Origin of the sequence: Prevotella fusca JCM 17724 (genome assembly GCF_001262015.1) — a bacterium.
GTDB classification, from domain to species: domain Bacteria; phylum Bacteroidota; class Bacteroidia; order Bacteroidales; family Bacteroidaceae; genus Prevotella; species Prevotella fusca.
Window position 1 is genome coordinate 211,322 of record NZ_CP012074.1, and the last position, 18,819, is coordinate 230,140.

General features: G+C 46.2%; 15 protein-coding genes. 8 read left to right on the forward strand and 7 right to left on the reverse strand.

The window, feature by feature from the left end; all coding sequences use genetic code 11:
• The first annotated feature begins 10 nt into the window (after positions 1 to 10).
• Positions 11 to 514, forward strand: coding sequence for a CidA/LrgA family protein (locus ADJ77_RS00840; RefSeq protein WP_025078031.1), 504 nt, complete (start codon positions 11 to 13; stop codon positions 512 to 514).
• Positions 514 to 1,263 (forward strand): LrgB family protein, encoded by a 750-nt coding sequence (locus ADJ77_RS00845; RefSeq protein ID WP_025078032.1) that lies wholly within the window; start codon positions 514 to 516, stop codon positions 1,261 to 1,263. Before ADJ77_RS00840 ends, ADJ77_RS00845 begins: the two co-directional genes overlap by 1 nt.
• A 58-nt stretch (positions 1,264 to 1,321) precedes the next feature.
• Here the strand turns inward: ADJ77_RS00845 and ADJ77_RS00850 are convergent, their stop codons facing one another.
• The 3 genes from ADJ77_RS00850 to surE all read right to left on the reverse strand — a co-directional run bounded on the left by ADJ77_RS00850 (position 1,322) and on the right by surE (position 4,200).
• The gene (locus ADJ77_RS00850) at positions 1,322 to 1,906 is read right to left on the reverse strand and encodes a hypothetical protein (RefSeq protein WP_025078033.1); all 585 of its coding nucleotides are present in this window, start codon (positions 1,904 to 1,906) and stop codon (positions 1,322 to 1,324) included.
• A gap of 314 nt (positions 1,907 to 2,220) precedes the next feature.
• Positions 2,221 to 3,414, reverse strand: a complete 1,194-nt coding sequence (gene lpxB, locus ADJ77_RS00855) for a lipid-A-disaccharide synthase (protein WP_025078034.1) — start codon at positions 3,412 to 3,414, stop codon at positions 2,221 to 2,223.
• A 12-nt stretch (positions 3,415 to 3,426) separates the two neighbouring features.
• Complete coding sequence (surE, locus tag ADJ77_RS00860; RefSeq protein WP_025078035.1) at positions 3,427 to 4,200, reverse strand: 5'/3'-nucleotidase SurE; 774 nt, start codon at positions 4,198 to 4,200, stop codon at positions 3,427 to 3,429.
• Positions 4,201 to 4,315: 115 nt separating this feature from the next.
• On the opposite strand from surE, the gene ADJ77_RS00865 reads away from it, so the two are divergent.
• The 5 genes from ADJ77_RS00865 to ADJ77_RS00885 all read left to right on the forward strand — a co-directional run bounded on the left by ADJ77_RS00865 (position 4,316) and on the right by ADJ77_RS00885 (position 10,694).
• Positions 4,316 to 5,083, forward strand: coding sequence for a ParA family protein (locus ADJ77_RS00865; RefSeq protein ID WP_025078036.1), 768 nt, complete (start codon positions 4,316 to 4,318; stop codon positions 5,081 to 5,083).
• A gap of 203 nt (positions 5,084 to 5,286) precedes the next feature.
• Entirely contained in the window at positions 5,287 to 6,192 is a 906-nt protein-coding gene (locus tag ADJ77_RS00870; protein WP_050695927.1) for a ParB/RepB/Spo0J family partition protein, read from the forward strand.
• Positions 6,193 to 6,405: 213 nt separating this feature from the next.
• The gene (locus ADJ77_RS00875; protein WP_025078038.1) at positions 6,406 to 7,185 is read left to right on the forward strand and encodes a DUF5683 domain-containing protein; all 780 of its coding nucleotides are present in this window, start codon (positions 6,406 to 6,408) and stop codon (positions 7,183 to 7,185) included.
• A 40-nt stretch (positions 7,186 to 7,225) separates the two neighbouring features.
• Positions 7,226 to 8,362 (forward strand): lytic transglycosylase domain-containing protein, encoded by a 1,137-nt coding sequence (locus ADJ77_RS00880; protein ID WP_050695928.1) that lies wholly within the window; start codon positions 7,226 to 7,228, stop codon positions 8,360 to 8,362.
• Positions 8,363 to 8,402: 40 nt separating this feature from the next.
• Positions 8,403 to 10,694: a RelA/SpoT family protein gene (locus ADJ77_RS00885; protein ID WP_025078039.1), complete on the forward strand. Its 2,292-nt coding sequence runs from the start codon at positions 8,403 to 8,405 to the stop codon at positions 10,692 to 10,694.
• A gap of 794 nt (positions 10,695 to 11,488) precedes the next feature.
• Here the strand turns inward: ADJ77_RS00885 and ADJ77_RS00890 are convergent.
• From ADJ77_RS00890 to ADJ77_RS00900, 4 genes are all read right to left on the reverse strand, one after another.
• A complete protein-coding gene (locus ADJ77_RS00890; protein WP_025078040.1) occupies positions 11,489 to 13,000 on the reverse strand; it encodes an ATP-dependent DNA helicase in 1,512 nt (503 codons plus the stop codon).
• 41 nt (positions 13,001 to 13,041) lie between these two features.
• Positions 13,042 to 13,923 (reverse strand): DNA/RNA non-specific endonuclease, encoded by an 882-nt coding sequence (locus ADJ77_RS00895; protein WP_025078041.1) that lies wholly within the window; start codon positions 13,921 to 13,923, stop codon positions 13,042 to 13,044.
• 22 nt (positions 13,924 to 13,945) lie between these two features.
• A complete protein-coding gene (locus ADJ77_RS13695; RefSeq protein WP_148301581.1) occupies positions 13,946 to 14,296 on the reverse strand; it encodes a hypothetical protein in 351 nt (116 codons plus the stop codon).
• A gap of 476 nt (positions 14,297 to 14,772) precedes the next feature.
• The gene (locus ADJ77_RS00900) at positions 14,773 to 15,354 is read right to left on the reverse strand and encodes a DUF417 family protein (RefSeq protein WP_025078042.1); all 582 of its coding nucleotides are present in this window, start codon (positions 15,352 to 15,354) and stop codon (positions 14,773 to 14,775) included.
• A 1,040-nt stretch (positions 15,355 to 16,394) separates the two neighbouring features.
• Here ADJ77_RS00900 and ADJ77_RS00905 point away from each other — a divergent pair.
• Complete coding sequence (locus ADJ77_RS00905; RefSeq protein ID WP_208595985.1) at positions 16,395 to 18,818, forward strand: TonB-dependent receptor; 2,424 nt, start codon at positions 16,395 to 16,397, stop codon at positions 18,816 to 18,818.
• The last annotated feature ends 1 nt before the right edge of the window (position 18,819 follow it).

Consider the following 18,819-nt stretch of genomic DNA (forward strand, 5'->3'; position numbering starts at 1 on the left):
ACTATTTTACATGGCAAGACAGTTTTTCGTCATCTTCGGATGCCTGGCATTGGGAGAGTTTGTTGTATGGGCTACAGGAATAAAACTGCCGTCCAGTATCATCGGTATGCTTCTTCTCACGCTTTTCCTAAAGTTGGGATGGGTGAAGTTGAAGTGGGTTGAGCGTCTTTCAGAGCTTCTGATAGCCAACCTTGGTTTCTTCTTTGTTCCGCCTGGGGTAGCATTGATTCTCTATCTTGATGATATCAAGGAAAACTGGTTCCCGATAGTTACGGCAACTGTTGTCAGTACTCTTCTCGTGCTGGTCGTTACGGGTCACATGCATCAGCTTGTCATCAAGTTTGAACGCCGGTTGATGGCAATGGACCTGCTTCATCATCGTGCCCATGCTGAAAAGTTGAAGAAGGCACTTCAGGAAATGGAGGAGGCTGAAGCCTTGAAAGATGCTGAACAGGCTGAGGTGGAGAAAGCGTTACACGGACAGAGTGAAATCAATAAAACGGAGGAAGAATAATGTCACCATTGAAAGAAACTATTGGTCAGACGATCAACCTCATACAGGACGGCAAGGATATTTTCTCAAATCAGTATGTCATCCTGACATTGACTTTTGCAGCGTTCTTTTATATCCGTCGTCTGCAGCAGCGTACAGGCTGGATGCTACTCAATCCTATCTTGATTGCGATTGTGCTTATCATCGTTTATCTCAAGGTGACGGGTGTATCTTTTGAAGTCTACAAGCAAGGCGCACAGCTGATTGACTTCTGGCTCAAGCCTGCTGTCGTAGCCTTAGGCGTACCTCTTTATCTTCAGCTCGATGCGATTAAACGATTGTGGTTCCCAATCGTCATGTCACAGCTTGTCGGCTGTCTTGTCGGCATCGTGAGTGTTGTTTTGGTAGCCAAACTTTGTGAAGCACCACCGGTAATAATACTTTCAATGGCAAGTAAGTCTGTCACAACACCTATTGCGATGGAAGTAACGCAGAGTCTTGGCGGTATTCCTTCACTTACTGCAGCTGTAGTCGTTATCACGGGTATCATCGGTGCATTGGTAGGCTTCAGAACCCTGTCTATTGGTCATGTCAGCAGTCCTATCGCACAGGGTCTCTCTATGGGAGCAGCTTCCCACGCCGTTGGTGCATCGACTGCGATGGCATATAGCAGCAAGTATGGTGCCTTTGCCAGTCTGGGTATTACCCTGAATGGTATCTTTACAGCCCTGCTTACGCCGACGGTACTCCGTCTGATGGGTATTATCTGACCAGATAATCTTCCCGCTCTTTTATGGAAAGGGTGGGAGGAAACCGTATTCAAGCCTTTTATGATATGGAAGCTATGATAAACATAAGTAGACTTACGCCTAAAACCACAATACTTAAAGGCAGGATGAAATAGTCCCGGATTATTTGAAAATTAAAGAGGATTGTTCCGATGGCACCAAGAGCCCACCAAATAAGAACGGGGTTATAGCAAGAGAAAAGGATGTCAAAGAACAACCAAAGGGTAGTTCGTGGATTACCTTTTTCGCATAATCCATAGTAAGGTATTCCCTTTTTCCCATCTTTTACTTCATGTTTAACGGTATAGAAGGTAACAGTTTCATCCTTTTTCCCATTATGTTGAAAACACAGCCAGCCATCATAACGTTGAGTTATATACACATTTGTGTCATTCCTGATTTTTAGAGTTGCATCATTGAATTCTCCGCCTGTATGATTCCAATAGGAAACAACCCCTTCTTTGTACTCAAGGTTGTCTATCTTGTGGCATGTGTTGCTTATCGTAACATAGTCAACGTATAAACAGCAGTAGATGAAAAACAAGCCGATAAGGTAGGATGTCTTCTTATGGCTTAGAAAGAAGGTTTTAGCTTTCTTCCATGTCAGGGAGATATTTAACTTCATGTGTCTTGACTTGTACAATATATGGAATTAACATGGGAATGACTGTTATTCCAGCTTGTTATTGTGATTGTTTAGACGGTAAAGTAGCCTCGTTGCCGAATTCTTTTCATGAAAAGAAATATTTATTTTCACGAAGAGAAATATTTTTCTTCATGAAAAGAAATCTTTATTATCGTGAAAATAAATCGCAGTGGTGTGGTTTAATGTGGCTCAGTTGCTGCCCCTTCTGTCTTGAAAAGTTGAAAGGGATAGTTTGAACAGCAGCTATCGTGTCAAGCAACCTGTCTGCTCGTCAACTTTTTCCGTCGTCAACTTTATCCCTGTTCATTCGTCAACTCGTTCGCTTGTTCACTTGTCAATCTATCCACTCGCCCATTTGTCAGCTTCTCAACCATAATTCTTGCCGCATTGTCGGGTGCAGCTTCATTGCCCAATTGGTCGCGTACAAGCTGATAATCAGCAAGCATGCGGTCGCGGGAAGGCTGACCGGGAAGAATGCGGTAAAGCTCGTTGGCAATGTTGCGGATAGAGAAACGGTCGGCAAGAAGTTCCTGCACAATCTCCTTGTCGGCAATGAGATTGACGAGGGAGATGAAGCGTACCTTGATGATATGCTTGAAGGCAAAGCGAATCAACTTTGGAACTGGTGTTTCGTAGCAGACCACCTGCGGGACATTCAGCAGTGCGGTTTCAAGTGTAGCAGTGCCACTGGTGACAAGTGCTACAGTGGAGTGGGAGAGGAGCTCGTATGTCTGCGTCTTCACCATCTTAGCCTCGCTGTCGCCCAGGAACTTCTTATAGTAACTTTCAGTGATGGAAGGTGCTGCAGCAATCACCATCTGATAGTCCTCGAAGTGGCGTGCAGCCTCGAGCATAGAGGGCAGGTTGTCCTTGATTTCCTGCTTCCTGCTGCCGGCAAGGATGGCTATGATAGGCTTGGATGACAAGCCGTTGCGCTGGCAGAACTCATCTTTTGACTCTGTGTAGACATGGCGGAAATTATCTATTTCCTCGGCTGTCGGGTTACCAACATAATGAATTTTGTAATTATGCTTCTTCTCATAGAAAGGCACTTCAAACGGCAGGATGGAGAACATCTCCCTCACGTCACGCTTGATAGATTTGATACGCCACTCCTTCCATGCCCATATCTTCGGTGAGATGTAATAATAGACAGGAATCTTTGTATTCTTCTTTACAAACTTGGCGATATTGAGGTTGAATCCCGGATAGTCAACGAGGATGACGACATCAGGCTTCCAACGCACGATGTCTTCCTTACACATCTTCATGTTCTTGAAGATGGTGGGCAGGTGCAGCAGCACAGGAACAAAGCCCATATAGGCAAGCTCACGGTAATGCTTCACACGTGTACCCCCTGCTTTCGTCATCAGGTCACCACCGAAGAAACGGAACTCTGCGTCCGGATCATACTGCTTCAGCGACTGCATAAGCCGTGAGGCATGCAGGTCGCCGGATGCTTCGCCAACTATCAGGTAATACTTCATAATATCAATGAATTAAAGAGATTCCCACGTTTTCATCTTGTTGAGCACCTCGAAGTCAGTCACGTCAATTTTCGTTGGTGTGACAGATACATATCCATGTTCCAATGCCCACTGGTCATTGTCGGTTGCTTCTGGCTCGTCGTTACGGTAATGTCCTGTCATCCAGTAGTAGTCAAAGCCACGAGGATGCTTGCAACGTTCCACCTCTCTTATCCAGCTTCCAAAGCCCATACGGCACACCTTCAGTCCGGCAAACTTCTCAACCTTAGGGAAGTTCACGTTCAGACAGATGCCTTTCGGTAATCCCTCGTCAAGAACTTTCCTGACAATAATCCTTACGTAATCACGCAGGTAAGAGAGGTCGGCAGCAGTGTTGTAGTCGCAGCTTGAGAATGCTATGGAAGGAATATACTTCATGCAGCCCTCATACGCAATACCCATTGTTCCGCTGTAATGATTGTTCACAGAAGAATTGTCGCCGTGATTGATACCGCCCAGGATGAGGTCGGGCTTGCGCCCGGCAAGAATCTGGTCCAAAGCCAGCTTCACACAGTCGACAGGTGTACCCGTGCAGGACCATACCTCACAGTCGGGTATGTTGTGACGCTTCTTCAGCAGCAGGTAATCGACTACGGAGAAGGCGCACGAGAACCCCGAACGGGCTGCCTCTGGTGCACAGACAACGATTTCGGCAAAGTCGGAGAGGAATGAAACGAGCGTGCGGATACCGTTAGAGTGGTATCCGTCATCGTTGGATATAAGTATGAGAGGCTTCTTGGAATTCATAATTTTCACTTTTATTTCTGTGCAAAAGTACGAAAAAAGGTTTATAAAGCCCTCCAATCTCATATAAAATATGTATCTTTGTACCCTAATAAACGTATTTGGATTAAATAGAAAAATGGGAAAGATTATCGCACTTGCCAACCAGAAAGGCGGCGTAGGAAAGACGACTACCACCATCAACCTGGCGGCTTCCTTGGCAACACTTGAGAAGTCTGTATTGGTGATTGATGCCGATCCGCAGGCGAATGCGTCCAGCGGTCTGGGCGTGGATATCAAGGAGGTGGACTGTTCGCTTTACGAATGTATCATTGACCATGCCGACATAAAAGATGCTATCTATACAACTGACATAGAGGGGTTGGATATTGTTCCGAGCCATATCGACCTTGTTGGAGCTGAGATTGAGATGTTGAAGCTCAGTGGTCGTGAGAAGGTGATGAGCAATCTGCTTGCTCCGATTCGTGATGACTATGATTACATTCTGATAGACTGTAGTCCTTCGCTCGGTCTGATTACTGTCAATGCCTTGACGGCAGCTGACTCGGTCGTCATTCCAGTTCAGTGTGAATACTTTGCATTGGAGGGTATCAGCAAGCTGTTGAATACCATCAAGATTATCAAGAGCAAGCTGAATCCGAAGTTGGAGATTGAGGGCTTCCTGCTGACGATGTATGACAGTCGTCTGCGCCTTGCCCGTCAGATTTACGACGAAGTGAAACGCCATTTCCAGGAGTTGGTGTTCAAGGCGGTTATCCAGCGCAACGTGAAACTATCCGAGAGTCCGAGCCACGGCTTGCCGGTCATCCTCTATGATGCCGATTCTACTGGCGCAAAGAACCATCTCAACCTTGCAAAGGAAATCATTGAAAAGAATAAGAACTAAAGAAGGGAAAGACGCAGAGGATAAGGATATGCGCTGAAAACTGGGGATGTGCTGTTTGTCGGTTGTGAACCTGCTGTTTTGTAATCGTAGATGTGCCGTCCGCAGAAAGTAAGGAAGTCGTCTGTCGGAAGCAAAGAACAATGTTGTGGCTGGCTTGATTCCTGCTGATTACCCTTGGCTGCTTTAACTCCCAAACAAAGACTATGGCTGTACAAAAGAAATATAATCGAAATGCAAAGACCAATGCCCTCGGCCGTGGTCTGGATGCGTTGATATCTACTGAGGCTGTCAGCACACAGGGCAGCTCAACGATTAACGAGGTCGCTTTGGACCAGATAGAAGCCAATCCTAACCAGCCGCGCCGTGAGTTCGATCCCGTTGCGCTGGAAGAGTTGGCAAACAGTATTCGTGAGTTGGGACTCGTTCAGCCGATTACCCTGCGTCAGGTGGACGATAACCGCTTCCAGATTATTGCTGGTGAGCGTCGTTGGCGTGCCAGTCAGCTGGCAGGATTGACAGCTATCCCGGCTTATATCCGCACCATCAAGGATGAAAGTGTGATGGAACTGGCGTTGGTTGAGAATATTCAGCGTGAAGACCTGAATGCGATAGAGATAGCCTTGGCATACGAACATCTGCTGGAGAAGAGCGGTATGACACAGGAACGTGTGGCAGAACGTGTGGGCAAGAGCCGTGCAGCCATTGCCAATTACCTCCGTCTGCTGAAACTTCCGGCACTGGTCCAGATGGGTCTGCAGAAGAAGGAGATAGACATGGGGCATGCCCGTGCACTGCTTTCACTGGACAGCCCGTCGCTGCAGCTGAAGCTCTATCGTGAGATACTGAAGAACGGTTATAGTGTCCGCAAGGTAGAGGAACTCTGCCAGCAGCTTAATAGTGGTGAAGATATCCAGAGTGCAAAGAAGAAGATTGCAGCCCGCACCCGCCTGCCAGAGGAGTTCAATATCCTCAAGCAGCGTCTCTCGTCGTTCTTTGATACAAAGGTACAGATGAGTTGCAATGCGAATGGTAAGGGTAAAATCAGCATTCCGTTTGCATCAGAAGAGGAGCTGTTGCACATCATGGAAGTGATGGACAAGATGAAGTAGGCTTTTCGGATCTTGGAAATAAAGGTATTAGTAAACATAAGATAATCAAGATTTCTGATTCAGACGGATTGTTGCTAACTATTGGTAATACGATTACTGGCTGTTGGTAATATGATTGCCTGATAGTGGGATTGCCGTTCAAACTGCTGGCTGCAGAGCAGATGACGATGAGTTTGCGGCAAATCAGAAACTTGAGAAAGATAATGGGTGGTGATGAAGTTGAATGAAATGATCCTCAGAGGACTGTTGACAGCCGGAATGTTTGCCGGTGTCGTGGGCGTACAGGCGCAGGTTCTTTCCCATGACACGATAAAGGTGGTCTATCCAGGTGATTCTGCAGTCGTTGAGGTGACTGATTCGCAGGATAAGTACATTGAGGAGAAAGCTATCCTTACGCCAGACGCCGAGGGGAGGCTTACCTCCGTGATGCGGAAGGACAGTGTCAGCATGACAAGAAAGAAGGGGCGCGACTGGGACAAGTGGCGTCCAAGTCCAAAGCGTGCACTGTGGCTTGCCCTCGTGTTGCCGGGTGCTGGACAGGTCTACAACCGCAAGTACTGGAAGCTGCCTATCTTCTATGGAGGCTTTGTGGGTTGTATCTATGCCATGACATGGAACAATCAGATGTATCATGACTATGCCCAGGCATACTTAGATATTACAGATAATGACCCGAAGACGCAGAGTTATAACAACTTCCTGCATCTCGGAACGGCCATCACTCCTTCCAATGAGGAACGCTACAAGAACATCTTTAAGCAGCGTAAGGACCGTTATCGTCGTTGGCGTGACTTGAGTATCTTTACCTCCATCGCCGTTTATGCGTTGTCGGTTATTGATGCATACGTGGATGCCTCATTGTCTGACTTTGACATATCAGACGACCTTTCGCTGCACATTGCACCGACGGTCATATCAGATAAGAGTTTCGCTACACCCAACAATCCTTTCCGTTCATCGGCTATAGGACTCGGTTGTAGTCTGACATTCTAAGCAGCAGCGCACTGTTTTTGCGCCAACTAAACAAGAAATAATGAACTGGAAAAGATATATTGTTTCCTTCCTTATAGCAATGGGGGCAACTTGTGGAGTACATGCACAGCACCAGATGGTCATTGATAATCGCGGTAAGACCGTTGATGTGATGATTCCTGCAGCTGATGGAACTATGGTAGGGTACGTGGATGTGGACTATTCGGATGCAAAGTTCTATAACAGTGGCATGCAGATGGGGTTCAACAGCACGCCTTCATCCAGTATAGCAGATGCAGATAACGGTATGGAAGTTATCGACCGTAAGATGCGCAATCTCTCGAATGTGATGATGCTGACGTGCAATGAGGAAGTAAAAAGGTATATCGACCGTTATACAAAGGCTGGACGTCAGTCTACCTGTTACCTGCTTGGACGGGCACGTTATTACAATCCGTTCTTTGAGAAAGCACTGCGTTCCTACGGTTTGCCGTTGGAACTAAAGTATCTTCCTGTGATAGAGTCCGGACTGAATCCCAATGCTACATCACGTGTGGGGGCTGCAGGATTATGGCAGTTCATGACAACTACAGGAAAGCAGTATGACCTTCAGATAGACAGCTACATTGATGAACGGCGTGACCCGGAGAAGTCTTCTTATGCCGCAGCACGTATGTTGAGCGACCTTTACAATCGTTTCGGCGACTGGACACTGGCACTTGCTGCCTATAATTGTGGTCCCGGTCGTGTCAGCAATGCCATAGCCAAGGCTGGTGGAGGTGCCGATTTCTGGGCGGTCTATCAGTATCTGCCGAAGGAAACACGAGGTTATGTGCCGGCTTTCATCGCAGCCAGCTATGTGATGAACTACTATGGTGATTACGATATAACGCCTTTGTCGACAGGTCTGCCTAACAGTTGCGATACGATTATCGTGGAAAAAGACGTCACACTTGCCAGAGTCGCAGGCGTATTGGGTATGAATGTGGATGATTTGAAGGTTCTCAACCCGCAGTACCGGCAGGGTTTCATCAGGGCTTTTGCCAGCAATGGTGCAGCCAAACTGCGTCTGCCGTCTGAAATGATTGAGAAGTTCAGATGCTACAAAGACCAGATTTACCAGAACGATACAGCCACCGAAGATCCTGACATGACCATTGCAGCTGCTAATACAAGCCAGCAGGAAGCACTACACTAACAAGAAACTTTCACCTTATTATATAACTGGAGGATGCACTATGGAGAAGGACAATATTGAAGTTAAAGAGATTGACTATGAGAAGATGGTTGATGATGCCTTTCAGCATCTTATTGATACCTATCTCGCTTCACGTCACCGAAAGAAGGTTGACATCATAACCAAGGCATTCAACTTCGCACGACAGGCACACAAGGGCGTGCGCCGCTTGTCGGGTGAACCTTATATTATGCACCCTATTGCCGTTGCACAGATTGCCTGCGAGGAAATGGGACTGGGTGCAACGAGCATCAGTGCAGCCCTGTTGCACGATGTTGTTGAAGATACCGACTATACGGTTGAAGATATGGAGAATATCTTTGGTCCGAAGATTGCACAGATAGTGGACGGGCTGACAAAGATTTCCGGTGGTATCTTTGGCGAACAGGCTTCGGCACAGGCTGAGAACTTCAAGAAACTGCTGCTTACGATGAGCGATGATATTCGTGTTATCCTCATCAAGATATGCGACCGTCTGCACAACATGCGCACCCTTGAGTCCCAGCCTGCCAGCAAGCAGTATAAGATTGCGGGTGAAACGCTTTACATCTATGCGCCTCTTGCCAACCGTCTGGGGTTGAATAAAATCAAGACAGAACTGGAAGACCTCAGCTTCCGTTATGAACATCCTGATGCATACGCCTCTATTGAGAGGAAACTTGCTTCAACACAGGCACAGCGTGACACCCTCTTCGAGCAGTTTACAGCACCTATCCGTGCCGAACTTGACAAGATGGGCTTTGAATATGAACTCAAGGCACGTGTGAAGAGTCCTTATTCTATTTGGAATAAGATGCAGAACAAGCATGTTACCTTTGAGGAAATCTATGATATTCTTGCCGTCCGAATCATCTATAAGCCTAAGTCAAAGGACGATGAAATCAATAACTGTTTCCAGATTTATGTGGCTATAAGCCAGATTTACAAGAGCCATCCTGACCGTCTGCGTGACTGGGTGAACCATCCGAAGGCAAATGGCTATCAGGCTTTGCACGTGACGCTCATGTCTGCTAAGGGGCGTTGGATTGAGGTGCAGATTCGTTCCGAACACATGAACGAACTTGCTGAACAGGGCTTTGCTGCACATTGGAAGTATAAGGACGGCGGCGAGATTACAGAGGATGAAGGCGAATTGAACGAGTGGCTCAGTACGATAAAGGAAATACTTGACGACCCGCAGCCGGATGCCATGGACTTCCTCGATGCCATCAAGCTCAACCTCTTTGCATCAGAGATATTTGTCTTTACACCGAAAGGTGAGATTAAGACGATGCCGGCAGGATGTACTGCACTTGACTTTGCTTTTCAGATTCATACCTTCCTTGGCAGCCATTGTATTGGTGCGAAGGTCAACCACAAACTTGTACCATTGAGTCATAAACTCAGCAGTGGTGATCAGGTTGAGATTCTGACTTCCATGTCGCAGCATGTCAATCCGTCATGGATAAACTTCGTTTCTACGGCAAAGGCGAAGGCAAAGATACAGGCTATCCTGCGGCGTGAGAGCCGTGAGTTACAGAAGGCTGGTGAGGAACAGCTTTCAAAGTGGTTGCAGGCACATGACCTGGAGATGACCACAGCTACGCTGGATAAGCTCTGTGAGCTGCACGACCTGCACAAACATGACAGTCTTTTCCTTGCTGTCGGCGACAAGACGGTTATCCTCGGTGACACTGATCTGAACGAACTTCGTGGAAAGAAGACGGAGAAGACCATTTCTGTTAAAAAGTGGCGTCGTTATGTTCCGTTCCTGAAGTCGAATGAGAAAAAGGCTGATGCTCCATCAGATGCTAATAGCCTCTCATCCACAGAAGGATTGATTGTTGTGACAAAAGAACTCAACAGGAAAAAGCCAATCTTCATCAACGAAGAGAATGTTCATCGTTACCTTTTCCCACATTGCTGTCATGCCATCCCAGGTGATGATGTTCTCGGTTATATAGATAATAAGAACCACATCGAAATCCATAAGCGTGCCTGTCCGGTTGCTTCAAAGCTGAAGGCAAGCTATGGTGGCAGAATCCTGGATGCCAAGTGGGATATGCATCGCCGTATCTTATTCGATGCAACGATTGAGATATGCGGTATCGACCGCAGTGGTATGCTGCATGACATCTCCGATGTTCTTTCCGATCAGTTGGGTGTCAATATTCGCAAGATAACCATTTCCAGTGATAATGGTATCTTTGAGGGAAAGATAGAATTGCAGGTTCACGACCGTAAGGATGTCAAGCTCATTGTGGAGAGTATGAAGAATATCAAGGACATGCAGGAGGTACTGGAGGTGCTTTAGCCTTTTGGTAAACTACTTGTTCTCATGTCCTATACGTGTGTCAAAGCTATGACGGCACAAAGAAAAGTTTATATTGTAAGGATTAAGATTTAAAGAGCCGTACCGGAATGCTGTGTTAGCATTCTGATACGGCTCTTCTTCGTGTTTAGTAGGTGTTTAAAGCTATCACGCAATTGTTTCATTAAACCTCAACGTTCATCATTCCTTATTAATTGTTTTTATATTCGGCACCTTGTCTGCCTTCCAATCTTGTCCTTGCTCGCTATACCTTTGTTATAAAGACAAACATTCTGCCCGACAATCAACCGAAAAAGGTTCAGGCTCTAATGAACGATTCGTTTAAACACACCTGTGCGTCTGTTCTGTTTTCTTTCTTGCTTTACTAATGTCTTCAAATCTGTTTTTCTTCATTCCGCCTGCTATTCATCTGTCTGAAGTTATTGTAGCAGATAGGAACAGGCATTCTTCTCAGTCCATTATATCAAATTGTGGCGGATTCTAAAAGGGTGTTTCTCCTCGTTCAAATCTTCTCTTTGGCGAATTCTTTTCATGAAAAGAAATACTTTTCTTCATGAAAATAATTATTTCTTTTCGTGAAGAAAAATATTTATGGTCGTGAAGAAAACCTGCAAGTTATGTGGTATTACTCATTGTAGACAGGTGTACTGTTACCCGTAAAGCCTGCTTTTGTGAGGCGAATGGTATATGAAAAAGAGGGAGTTCAGTATCAGCTCTCTCTTCATTACATTTCTTTGGACTGTGATTAAGTCTGCGATGGTAATTCCCACAGTCCTTTATTCCACTTGTGTCTTCGGCCAGTTGACAAGATAAAGATGCTCTGTAGCACGGGTGAAGGCTGTATAGAGCCAGTGGATATAATCGGGTGTAAGCATCTCATCCGTCATATAACCTTGGTCGAGATAGATGTGTGCCCACTGTCCGCCCTGCGCCTTATGGCAGGTGATGGCATAACCGAACTTAACCTGCAAGGCATTGTAATAATCATCCTCACGGAGTTTCTTCATACGGTCAGCCTTTAATGGAATGTCTGCATAGTCCTCCAGCACACGCTGAAAGAGCTGTTCATTCTGCTTCTGTGTCAAGGCTGGTGCCTCCGTCATCAGTGCATCAAGGATAACGGTCATATCCTCTTCTGCATTATCATAATCGGGGAACTCCAGCGAGACATCGGCAAATCGGAATCCATAGAGTTCCCGAACGTTGCGGACACGGCGGACAACGGCACGGTCGCCGTTGGCAATGAAGGAGAGAGATGTGGGATGTCCTGTCGCTGACAACAGAGTGTTGTTCGGGATTGTATTAGCAACAGCGGGGCTTATGCCCCTCCCTTCGGGGGAAGGGAAGGGGGAGGTTACAGGTTCGTTTGCTTTATACTTATTCTTCACCACCATCAACATATCTCCCGTAGTCAGTTCCTCTTCACGTCCAAGCACCATGGTGCGGATACCCTGATTGAAGATGTTGGCACGCTTGTTTGAGCGTGTAATGACCATCGTTTCATCTATCCCTACTTCCGAATAGCTGGACGCAAGTCGCTCGATGAGCTCGTCACCGGGGACGATGGAGATGTCGGCAAAGCCGTTGAAGCGAATCTTGGGCAGCTGCGTGACATCATCGTGGGTAATCATCTGTCGGATAACCGTGGCATTATAAAGGATGCCGGAGTCCTGGCTCTGGCGGAGTACCTCATTCAGGTCACATTCGTAGACCGTCAGTCCGTATGTACGCAGCACATCAGCACGCAGGGCAGGACTCTCTTCTTCCCCCACTGGAGGGAGCTGTGCCTTGTCACCCACAAGCAGCATACGGCAGTTGCGGTCGTTATATACATACTGAATGAGGTCATCCAGCAGACAACCACTGCCAAATGTCGTGTTGTTTGATGACAGACTGATCATAGAAGCCTCGTCAACCATGAAAAGGCGGTCGCGAAAGAGGTTGACATTCAGATTGAACTTCCCCTCCAGTCCTGTAAAGGCTTTCTCCCGATAGATACAACGATGGATTGTGGAAGCCGGCTGGTTTGCATTCAAGGAGAATACCTTTGCTGCACGACCAGTCGGAGCCAGTAGTGTGACCTTCTGTCTCAACTCCATCATTGTGCGCACAATAGCACCCGCCAGGGAGGTCTTACCCGTGCCGGCACTGCCTCGGAGAATCATCACCGCACGCTCATCACGGTCGGTCATGAAACGTGCGAAGGTGTCGGTGGCACGCATCTGGTCATCGGTAGGAGCGAAACCAAAGTTCTGCAACACCCTATACGTCAGTTCTTCGTGTATCATCTTTCATTGTTCTGAAGGGTTATAAGGCATTGACTTGCCGATTACCATTCTGCAATATCGGTCCGACGCTCTATGCGCTGTTCGATATCATCCGGCAGTTGTGGGAAGAAGTCCATCCCTGTGATACGTTCCACTTCGTCAACCGAATTGACATAATCAGTCTTCTTGTGCCCCTTGGCTGACACGTTCCTACAGATAAAACCGATGGCTTTCGGTTCATCTTGCAGACAGAGAACCACCTTGAAGAACGCTTCCGGCACCTGCACCTTGTTCTTGCCGATGGTCTTGTGCTTCTGATTGAAGTAGACCGGACCACAGACAATGTACACATCACCATACTTCTCTGCCCATGTGCGGCATTGTTTCTCTATCGTATTCCACAGTCCGCTGTTCAAAGCAGGACTCTGAGGACAGACATTCGTCATCAGGAAACTCTGTTCCATTGCCAGTTCACTCCAGTGATTATCACCCGCAGGACACATGTGTCCACGGTCGTAACCTGACCGCATATAGTCGTAGGTGTCAACACGTGGTTCCGGGACATCCTCATCTGGGTGAAAACCAATGCCTTTACGCTTTGCAGGTCCATTGGTGTGGTCGTCTGTCAGATGCCATGCAACCCAGTTAGGTGTGCGCATCTCCATATTATAAGAAGCTGTATAACCCTCACGATAAAGCAGTATCGACGGAACACCAGCCTTGCCGACAGGAATTTCCAAGCCCTGTCTGTAGCCTGTCTTCTTGGCTTGGGCATCCCTATTCTTCGTGTTTGAAGTCTTTTCGGCATCCTCTTGCTTGTTCTGCTGAACCTCGCTGAAGGGCTGGTCAAAAGTAGATAAATGTCCTTTCCTGCTTCCTCCCTGGCATGCAACAGCCATCAAGGACAAGGAAAGGACAATGGTTTTAAGGCATATTCGTTTCATCGTTCAATTCCCGACAACCGTATTAGTTGCATCTGGAGCATGCTCTGTAGCCTTCGTTCAGGGCTGCCTTTAAAGATATACGGGAGTAGTTTCCACGCCAAAGAGCAGGACAGGATGTGCGGGAATGGTGGCATGAGCCTGTAGGAGTTATATATACCATGCGCCCGACACTGGCTGAACGTGACGTTGTCCTACGGCTTCTCTGTTTCTTAGCCTTTGCACGGTGGTGGTTTCTTGTGCCTTTGTGCTTCTTTTGTTTTTGTACGCCAGCTGTAGAAAGTTCAGTGCGGTTAACCTCTAAGGTTTCGTAACTAAAACTGCTTGTTCCCAACAGCATCGCTATCAGGAAGAGAAAGGAAAGTAGATTTTTCATATAAACTGTTTTTAAAATTAATTGATAACGCTTACAAAGTTACAATTTTCTTGTTAGTTTAAGCTGCTTTTCAAATACAAAAAATGAATTAAGATGAATATGTGAAGTGCAGGGGAATAGCAAGTGCCATATTGATATAGTCCCCATACAGTTCTCTCCTTTCATTCGTATCTATAGTAAATAAAGTACGCTTAAACAGGTATGACTGGCATAGGAAAACCTGTATCTGTTATCCGCTTCCTCCTTGTTTTGTCTTGATAGAATCATTATGGATTACATTGTTTGCATGACTTGTCCGCACTGTGATGTATCTTTGTCCAGAAATTCTATTGTATTCCTAATTTGTGAGTATTGTCCTTCTTATCAGTCAAACAGTACCAAAGTGGTTTTGTCTAAACTCTTCCCATTCATCATATCCACGTGAAAAAGGGAAGGTTCATAATTCTGAAACCTTCCCTTTCTGCATGGCTTATTGCTTACTTCCTCTTCAAGATTCGTTGTGCACAGTCTGCCAGTACCACTACTGCTCCTGCCAGGATACATACGTCTTTGATAACAAGGCGTCCAGCACCAGTGAGTAACGGGAATCCATGCTCTCCACTTCCTAAATCAGGAACCCATACTTCAGGTGTAGTTACGAGGAAAGACAGTGTCCCAAAGGTCATCAACGTGACCAGCCCCGTACCAATAAACCCGACTTTAGGGAACCAGATGCCTAACAAAGTCAAAAAGCCGAATGACATGATGGCAACACCCAGTCCGTGGGAGAAGGTGTATGTGTTGTTTGCCTTATGCCATTCGTGCTTAACCTTGTCAAACTCACCTTCTTTGAGTTTATAATCCTTATACTCTGGCGCATCCTTTGCATAGAAAAAACTCATGAAAGGACTGTTTGCAACGAAAGGAACGATACCTTCCGCTTCATAATTCCAGAACTTCAACCCACCAATCCATACAAAGATGATAAAGATGGCAATACGTACCATATGAATACCAGCACCTTTCAGAGAAGCTGCAGTGTTGAGTACGAAATCTATCAGTAATTTAACTTTGCTCATAAATATTGTTATAAAATTAATAATTGTATCTGCTCCTTATTCTGCCGTTTGCAGTTTAAGCCCGTATTTCATTGTTATATTCCCTTGTTTTTATCCTTGAATATGTGAATCTTTTTATCTCTAACATGTAATTTATCGGCAAAGATATACAATTGTCATCAAACCACAAAAGATTATATTGTATTTATTCCAATCTTCTTCCTTTTTTTGTTTACAAGTGGCATAAAAAACATCATACCATTACTCCAAATTCCGGAAAATCTGAATATATCCCAAACGCATAGAAGGTTCACAGTGTTTACTCCCCCTCTTCGTCTGGAGAGGGCTTGGGGTGAGACCTTTTGTCCATTTTTTTCCTATCCCTGTTTTCAATCTACGCTTTCCTGCACTCGAATTAAGCCCAGATTGGAGTTCAAAAGGGCGTTAATTGAGGCCTAACTAAGGCTTAATTGAAGTCCAATTAAGCACCTTTTCTTTCGCACCTTTGTAACGTATTGAATTGTTGTTAGTTATAAACTTGAAAACAATAAGAGTTATGCTTGGGTTTTAAGGGAGAATGGCAAGGATTATTGTAAATATATTTCAAAGCTCGTACTGCGGTAAAACGTTATATAGAAGACTGGAAAAAGCAATATGAAAAACATACAGTTACTTTGGCTTTATTCCCTATCGGTTGTCAGCTCATTGATAAGTCGGGGCTTGTCTTGTAATACATTATTATATGATAACTTATAAAATAGCATTTCTGATGTCGGTTATCAGGAAGCCATTTTCAACAGCCATTTATGTTCTGATGGATGATTTGGGTTAAAAGAAGGGAGATGATAATTCACTAATTGTAAGTATTGTATAAGACAATTATTCTCTTTATCTTTGCATCCGCAAATCGTAAAAAATGAAAGTGTGAGACTGACTTTATTTGCAGATGCCTGCAGACTTGGTCTGAAACCTGAGTAAACCATACAGACTTGTCTTCTTCTCTGTGATAATAGGGGAGTGGTGGGTCCACATTAAAAACAAACATTTGTAATCTGAGTATAATGAACAAATCAAAATTGAGCTATGAAAGGCGTATCAGGTACTCTGTATCCGCCGCTCTCTTGTGTTCTTTGTTCCTGTTCTCGCCTGCTTTCGTACCAGTGCTGTCGGCGCATGGGAGGGAAGTTGGTGTCGAAGAGGACAAGGATGCTAAGTCATCTGTTACATTCCGGGTCGTTGCCGAGCAGTCGCAGGACCCGCTTATTGGTGCCATCGTTCGTTGTGAAGGGCTTGACAAGCCTGCTGTCACAGACATAGACGGCAGGTGTATTGTCAACTTCAGTCATGTCGTCGAGCGTGTGAAGATAACGGTTTCGTACGTAGGGTATAAGACTGTGACGAGAGTTGTCAGCATCCCTGCTGACCGTACGGTGACACTGCAGCTGAAGGATGATTCCAAACAGTTGGATAATGTGACTGTCATCGCACAGAAACGCCATACAAGTGCGTTGCAGCAGTCGTCAGCCATCAGTCAGGAAGCATTGGAAAAGGGTGGTGCAACCTCCTTGGCAAAGCTGCTTGAGACAGTGCCCGGTGTGAGTTCTATCAGTACGGGAAACACGATTGCGAAGCCGGTTATACAGGGTATGCACAGCAGTCGTATCCTCTTGATGAACAATGGAGTACGTTTGGAGAGCCAGAGCTGGGGTGCCGACCACGCACCAGAGCTTGACTATACGGGTTCAAGCATGGTTGAAGTGGTGAAGGGTGCGGAGTGTATCCGTTACGGCTTCGGTGCGATGGGGGGAGTGGTTCTGTTGAACGATGCCCCCTTACCCTACGAAAACAAGAAGATCAAGGTCAATGGAAATGTCAATGTGGGGTACGATACCAATGCCCGTGGCTTCAGCGGGTCGGGTACTGTAGAGACAGGTTATAAGCAGTTCGGTTTGCGCCTGCATGGAATGTACACCAAGGGAGGTGACTATCATACGGCTGATTACGTGTTGAACAACACGGGATATAACACTATCAGCTTTTCAGCATTGGCTGGTTGGCAGGGAAGGAAGCTGACCGCAACGCTCTTTTCAAGTATTTATTATCAGCGAAGTGGCATCTATTACGCCAGTAAGATATCCGACTTGTCACAGCTGATAAAGCGCTTTGAATATGGTCGTCCTGACCCGGAGACGGTCAAGCCCTTCTCTTACGAAATCAAACCACCGTTCCAACAGTCGCAACATGTGACGCTGAAGGGTGAACTGAAGTGGGAACTCAATCCGAACCATCACCTGAATTTCACGCTGTCGTTCCAAGAGAACCTCCGTCAGGAGTTTGAAAACCGAAAGAAGACACAGTGGAGCTGGATTCCAATGCAAGACCTGATACTGAAAACCTATAAGTTCGACGTACTTTGGCAAGCGAAATGGAAGCTGTGGAAGATGACGACTGATGCTGGTCTTTCTAACACCTATCAGACTAACTTCAACTACCCGGGCACCAAACAGCCGGCTTTCGTTCCTAACTTTGCAGCCCTTTCGATGGGTGGGTATTTCCTTCATAAGGCAGAGTTTGGTAAGTTGCAGTGTGCGCTCGGTATGCGTTACGACTTCCGTGTGTTGTCCGTAAATGGCTATAGCAGCCTCAGCAATTACACTTACTACGACGATTTCAAACTCTATAGTAACTTCACCATGAGCCTTGCCACCCACTATCAGTTCAGTGACAAGTGGGATGCACGTGCGAACATCGGATGGTCATGGCGTCCGCCTGATATCAATGAGCTTTATGCCATTGGCTTGCAGGATGGTTCTTACTGGGTAGTAGGTAACAAGAACCTTGCCAGTGAGCGTGGCTATAAGCTCGTGTTGGGAACCCGATACAGGAACTCATGGCTCTCGGTAGAGCCAAGTTTCTTCTTCCAGCGTATCAACAGCTATATCTATGACCATATCGGAACGGGTAAGGACCGCTTCCATAACCATCCAAGTGGTAAGTATCCTAAGTTTATCTACGACCAGGATGATGTGAAACTCTATGGTGGTGACGTCGAAGCGACGGTGAAGCCTGTGCATGGACTTACTTTTGTAGGCAAGGGAGAGTGGATGTTTGCACGCAACATCACCCATAACGACTGGCTGCCTTTCATGCCCTCTGACCGTTACGGACTCTCGGCAACTTACGACCTGCCGCTGTCAAAGAATCATAAGTATCGTTCATCACTGTCGCTGTCAGGCATCTATGTGACGAAGCAGACCCGTTTCGACTCTGATAAGGACCTTGTTCCTGACTCGCCTCCAGCCTATTTCCTCCTGAATGGTACCGCCGAGTTCCGCATCGGATTACCGCAGAACAGGGAGTTGAAGTTCATGGTTGTCGGTGATAACATTCTCAATGCACTCTATAAGGAGTATACCGACCGCTTCAGATACTACGCTCACGAGCGGGGTGCCAACTTCTCCTTACGCACATTGTTTAAATTCTAAA

Bases quoted from the DNA above. Each gene is read 5' to 3' on its own strand.
- ADJ77_RS00875 (WP_025078038.1), top strand. From the start codon at position 6,406: ATGAAGTTGAATGAAATGATCCTCAGAGGACTGTTGACAGCCGGAATG.
- ADJ77_RS00890 (WP_025078040.1), bottom strand. From the start codon at position 13,000: ATGATACACGAAGAACTGACGTATAGGGTGTTGCAGAACTTTGGTTTC.
- ADJ77_RS00905 (WP_208595985.1), top strand. From the start codon at position 16,395: ATGAACAAATCAAAATTGAGCTATGAAAGGCGTATCAGGTACTCTGTA.
- surE (WP_025078035.1), bottom strand. From the start codon at position 4,200: ATGAATTCCAAGAAGCCTCTCATACTTATATCCAACGATGACGGATAC.
- ADJ77_RS00885 (WP_025078039.1), top strand. From the start codon at position 8,403: ATGGAGAAGGACAATATTGAAGTTAAAGAGATTGACTATGAGAAGATG.
- ADJ77_RS00845 (WP_025078032.1), top strand. From the start codon at position 514: ATGTCACCATTGAAAGAAACTATTGGTCAGACGATCAACCTCATACAG.
- ADJ77_RS13695 (WP_148301581.1), bottom strand. From the start codon at position 14,296: ATGAAAAATCTACTTTCCTTTCTCTTCCTGATAGCGATGCTGTTGGGA.
- ADJ77_RS00895 (WP_025078041.1), bottom strand. From the start codon at position 13,923: ATGAAACGAATATGCCTTAAAACCATTGTCCTTTCCTTGTCCTTGATG.
- ADJ77_RS00850 (WP_025078033.1), bottom strand. From the start codon at position 1,906: ATGAAGTTAAATATCTCCCTGACATGGAAGAAAGCTAAAACCTTCTTT.
- ADJ77_RS00865 (WP_025078036.1), top strand. From the start codon at position 4,316: ATGGGAAAGATTATCGCACTTGCCAACCAGAAAGGCGGCGTAGGAAAG.
- ADJ77_RS00840 (WP_025078031.1), top strand. From the start codon at position 11: ATGGCAAGACAGTTTTTCGTCATCTTCGGATGCCTGGCATTGGGAGAG.
- lpxB (WP_025078034.1), bottom strand. From the start codon at position 3,414: ATGAAGTATTACCTGATAGTTGGCGAAGCATCCGGCGACCTGCATGCC.
- ADJ77_RS00900 (WP_025078042.1), bottom strand. From the start codon at position 15,354: ATGAGCAAAGTTAAATTACTGATAGATTTCGTACTCAACACTGCAGCT.
- ADJ77_RS00870 (WP_050695927.1), top strand. From the start codon at position 5,287: ATGGCTGTACAAAAGAAATATAATCGAAATGCAAAGACCAATGCCCTC.
- ADJ77_RS00880 (WP_050695928.1), top strand. From the start codon at position 7,226: ATGAACTGGAAAAGATATATTGTTTCCTTCCTTATAGCAATGGGGGCA.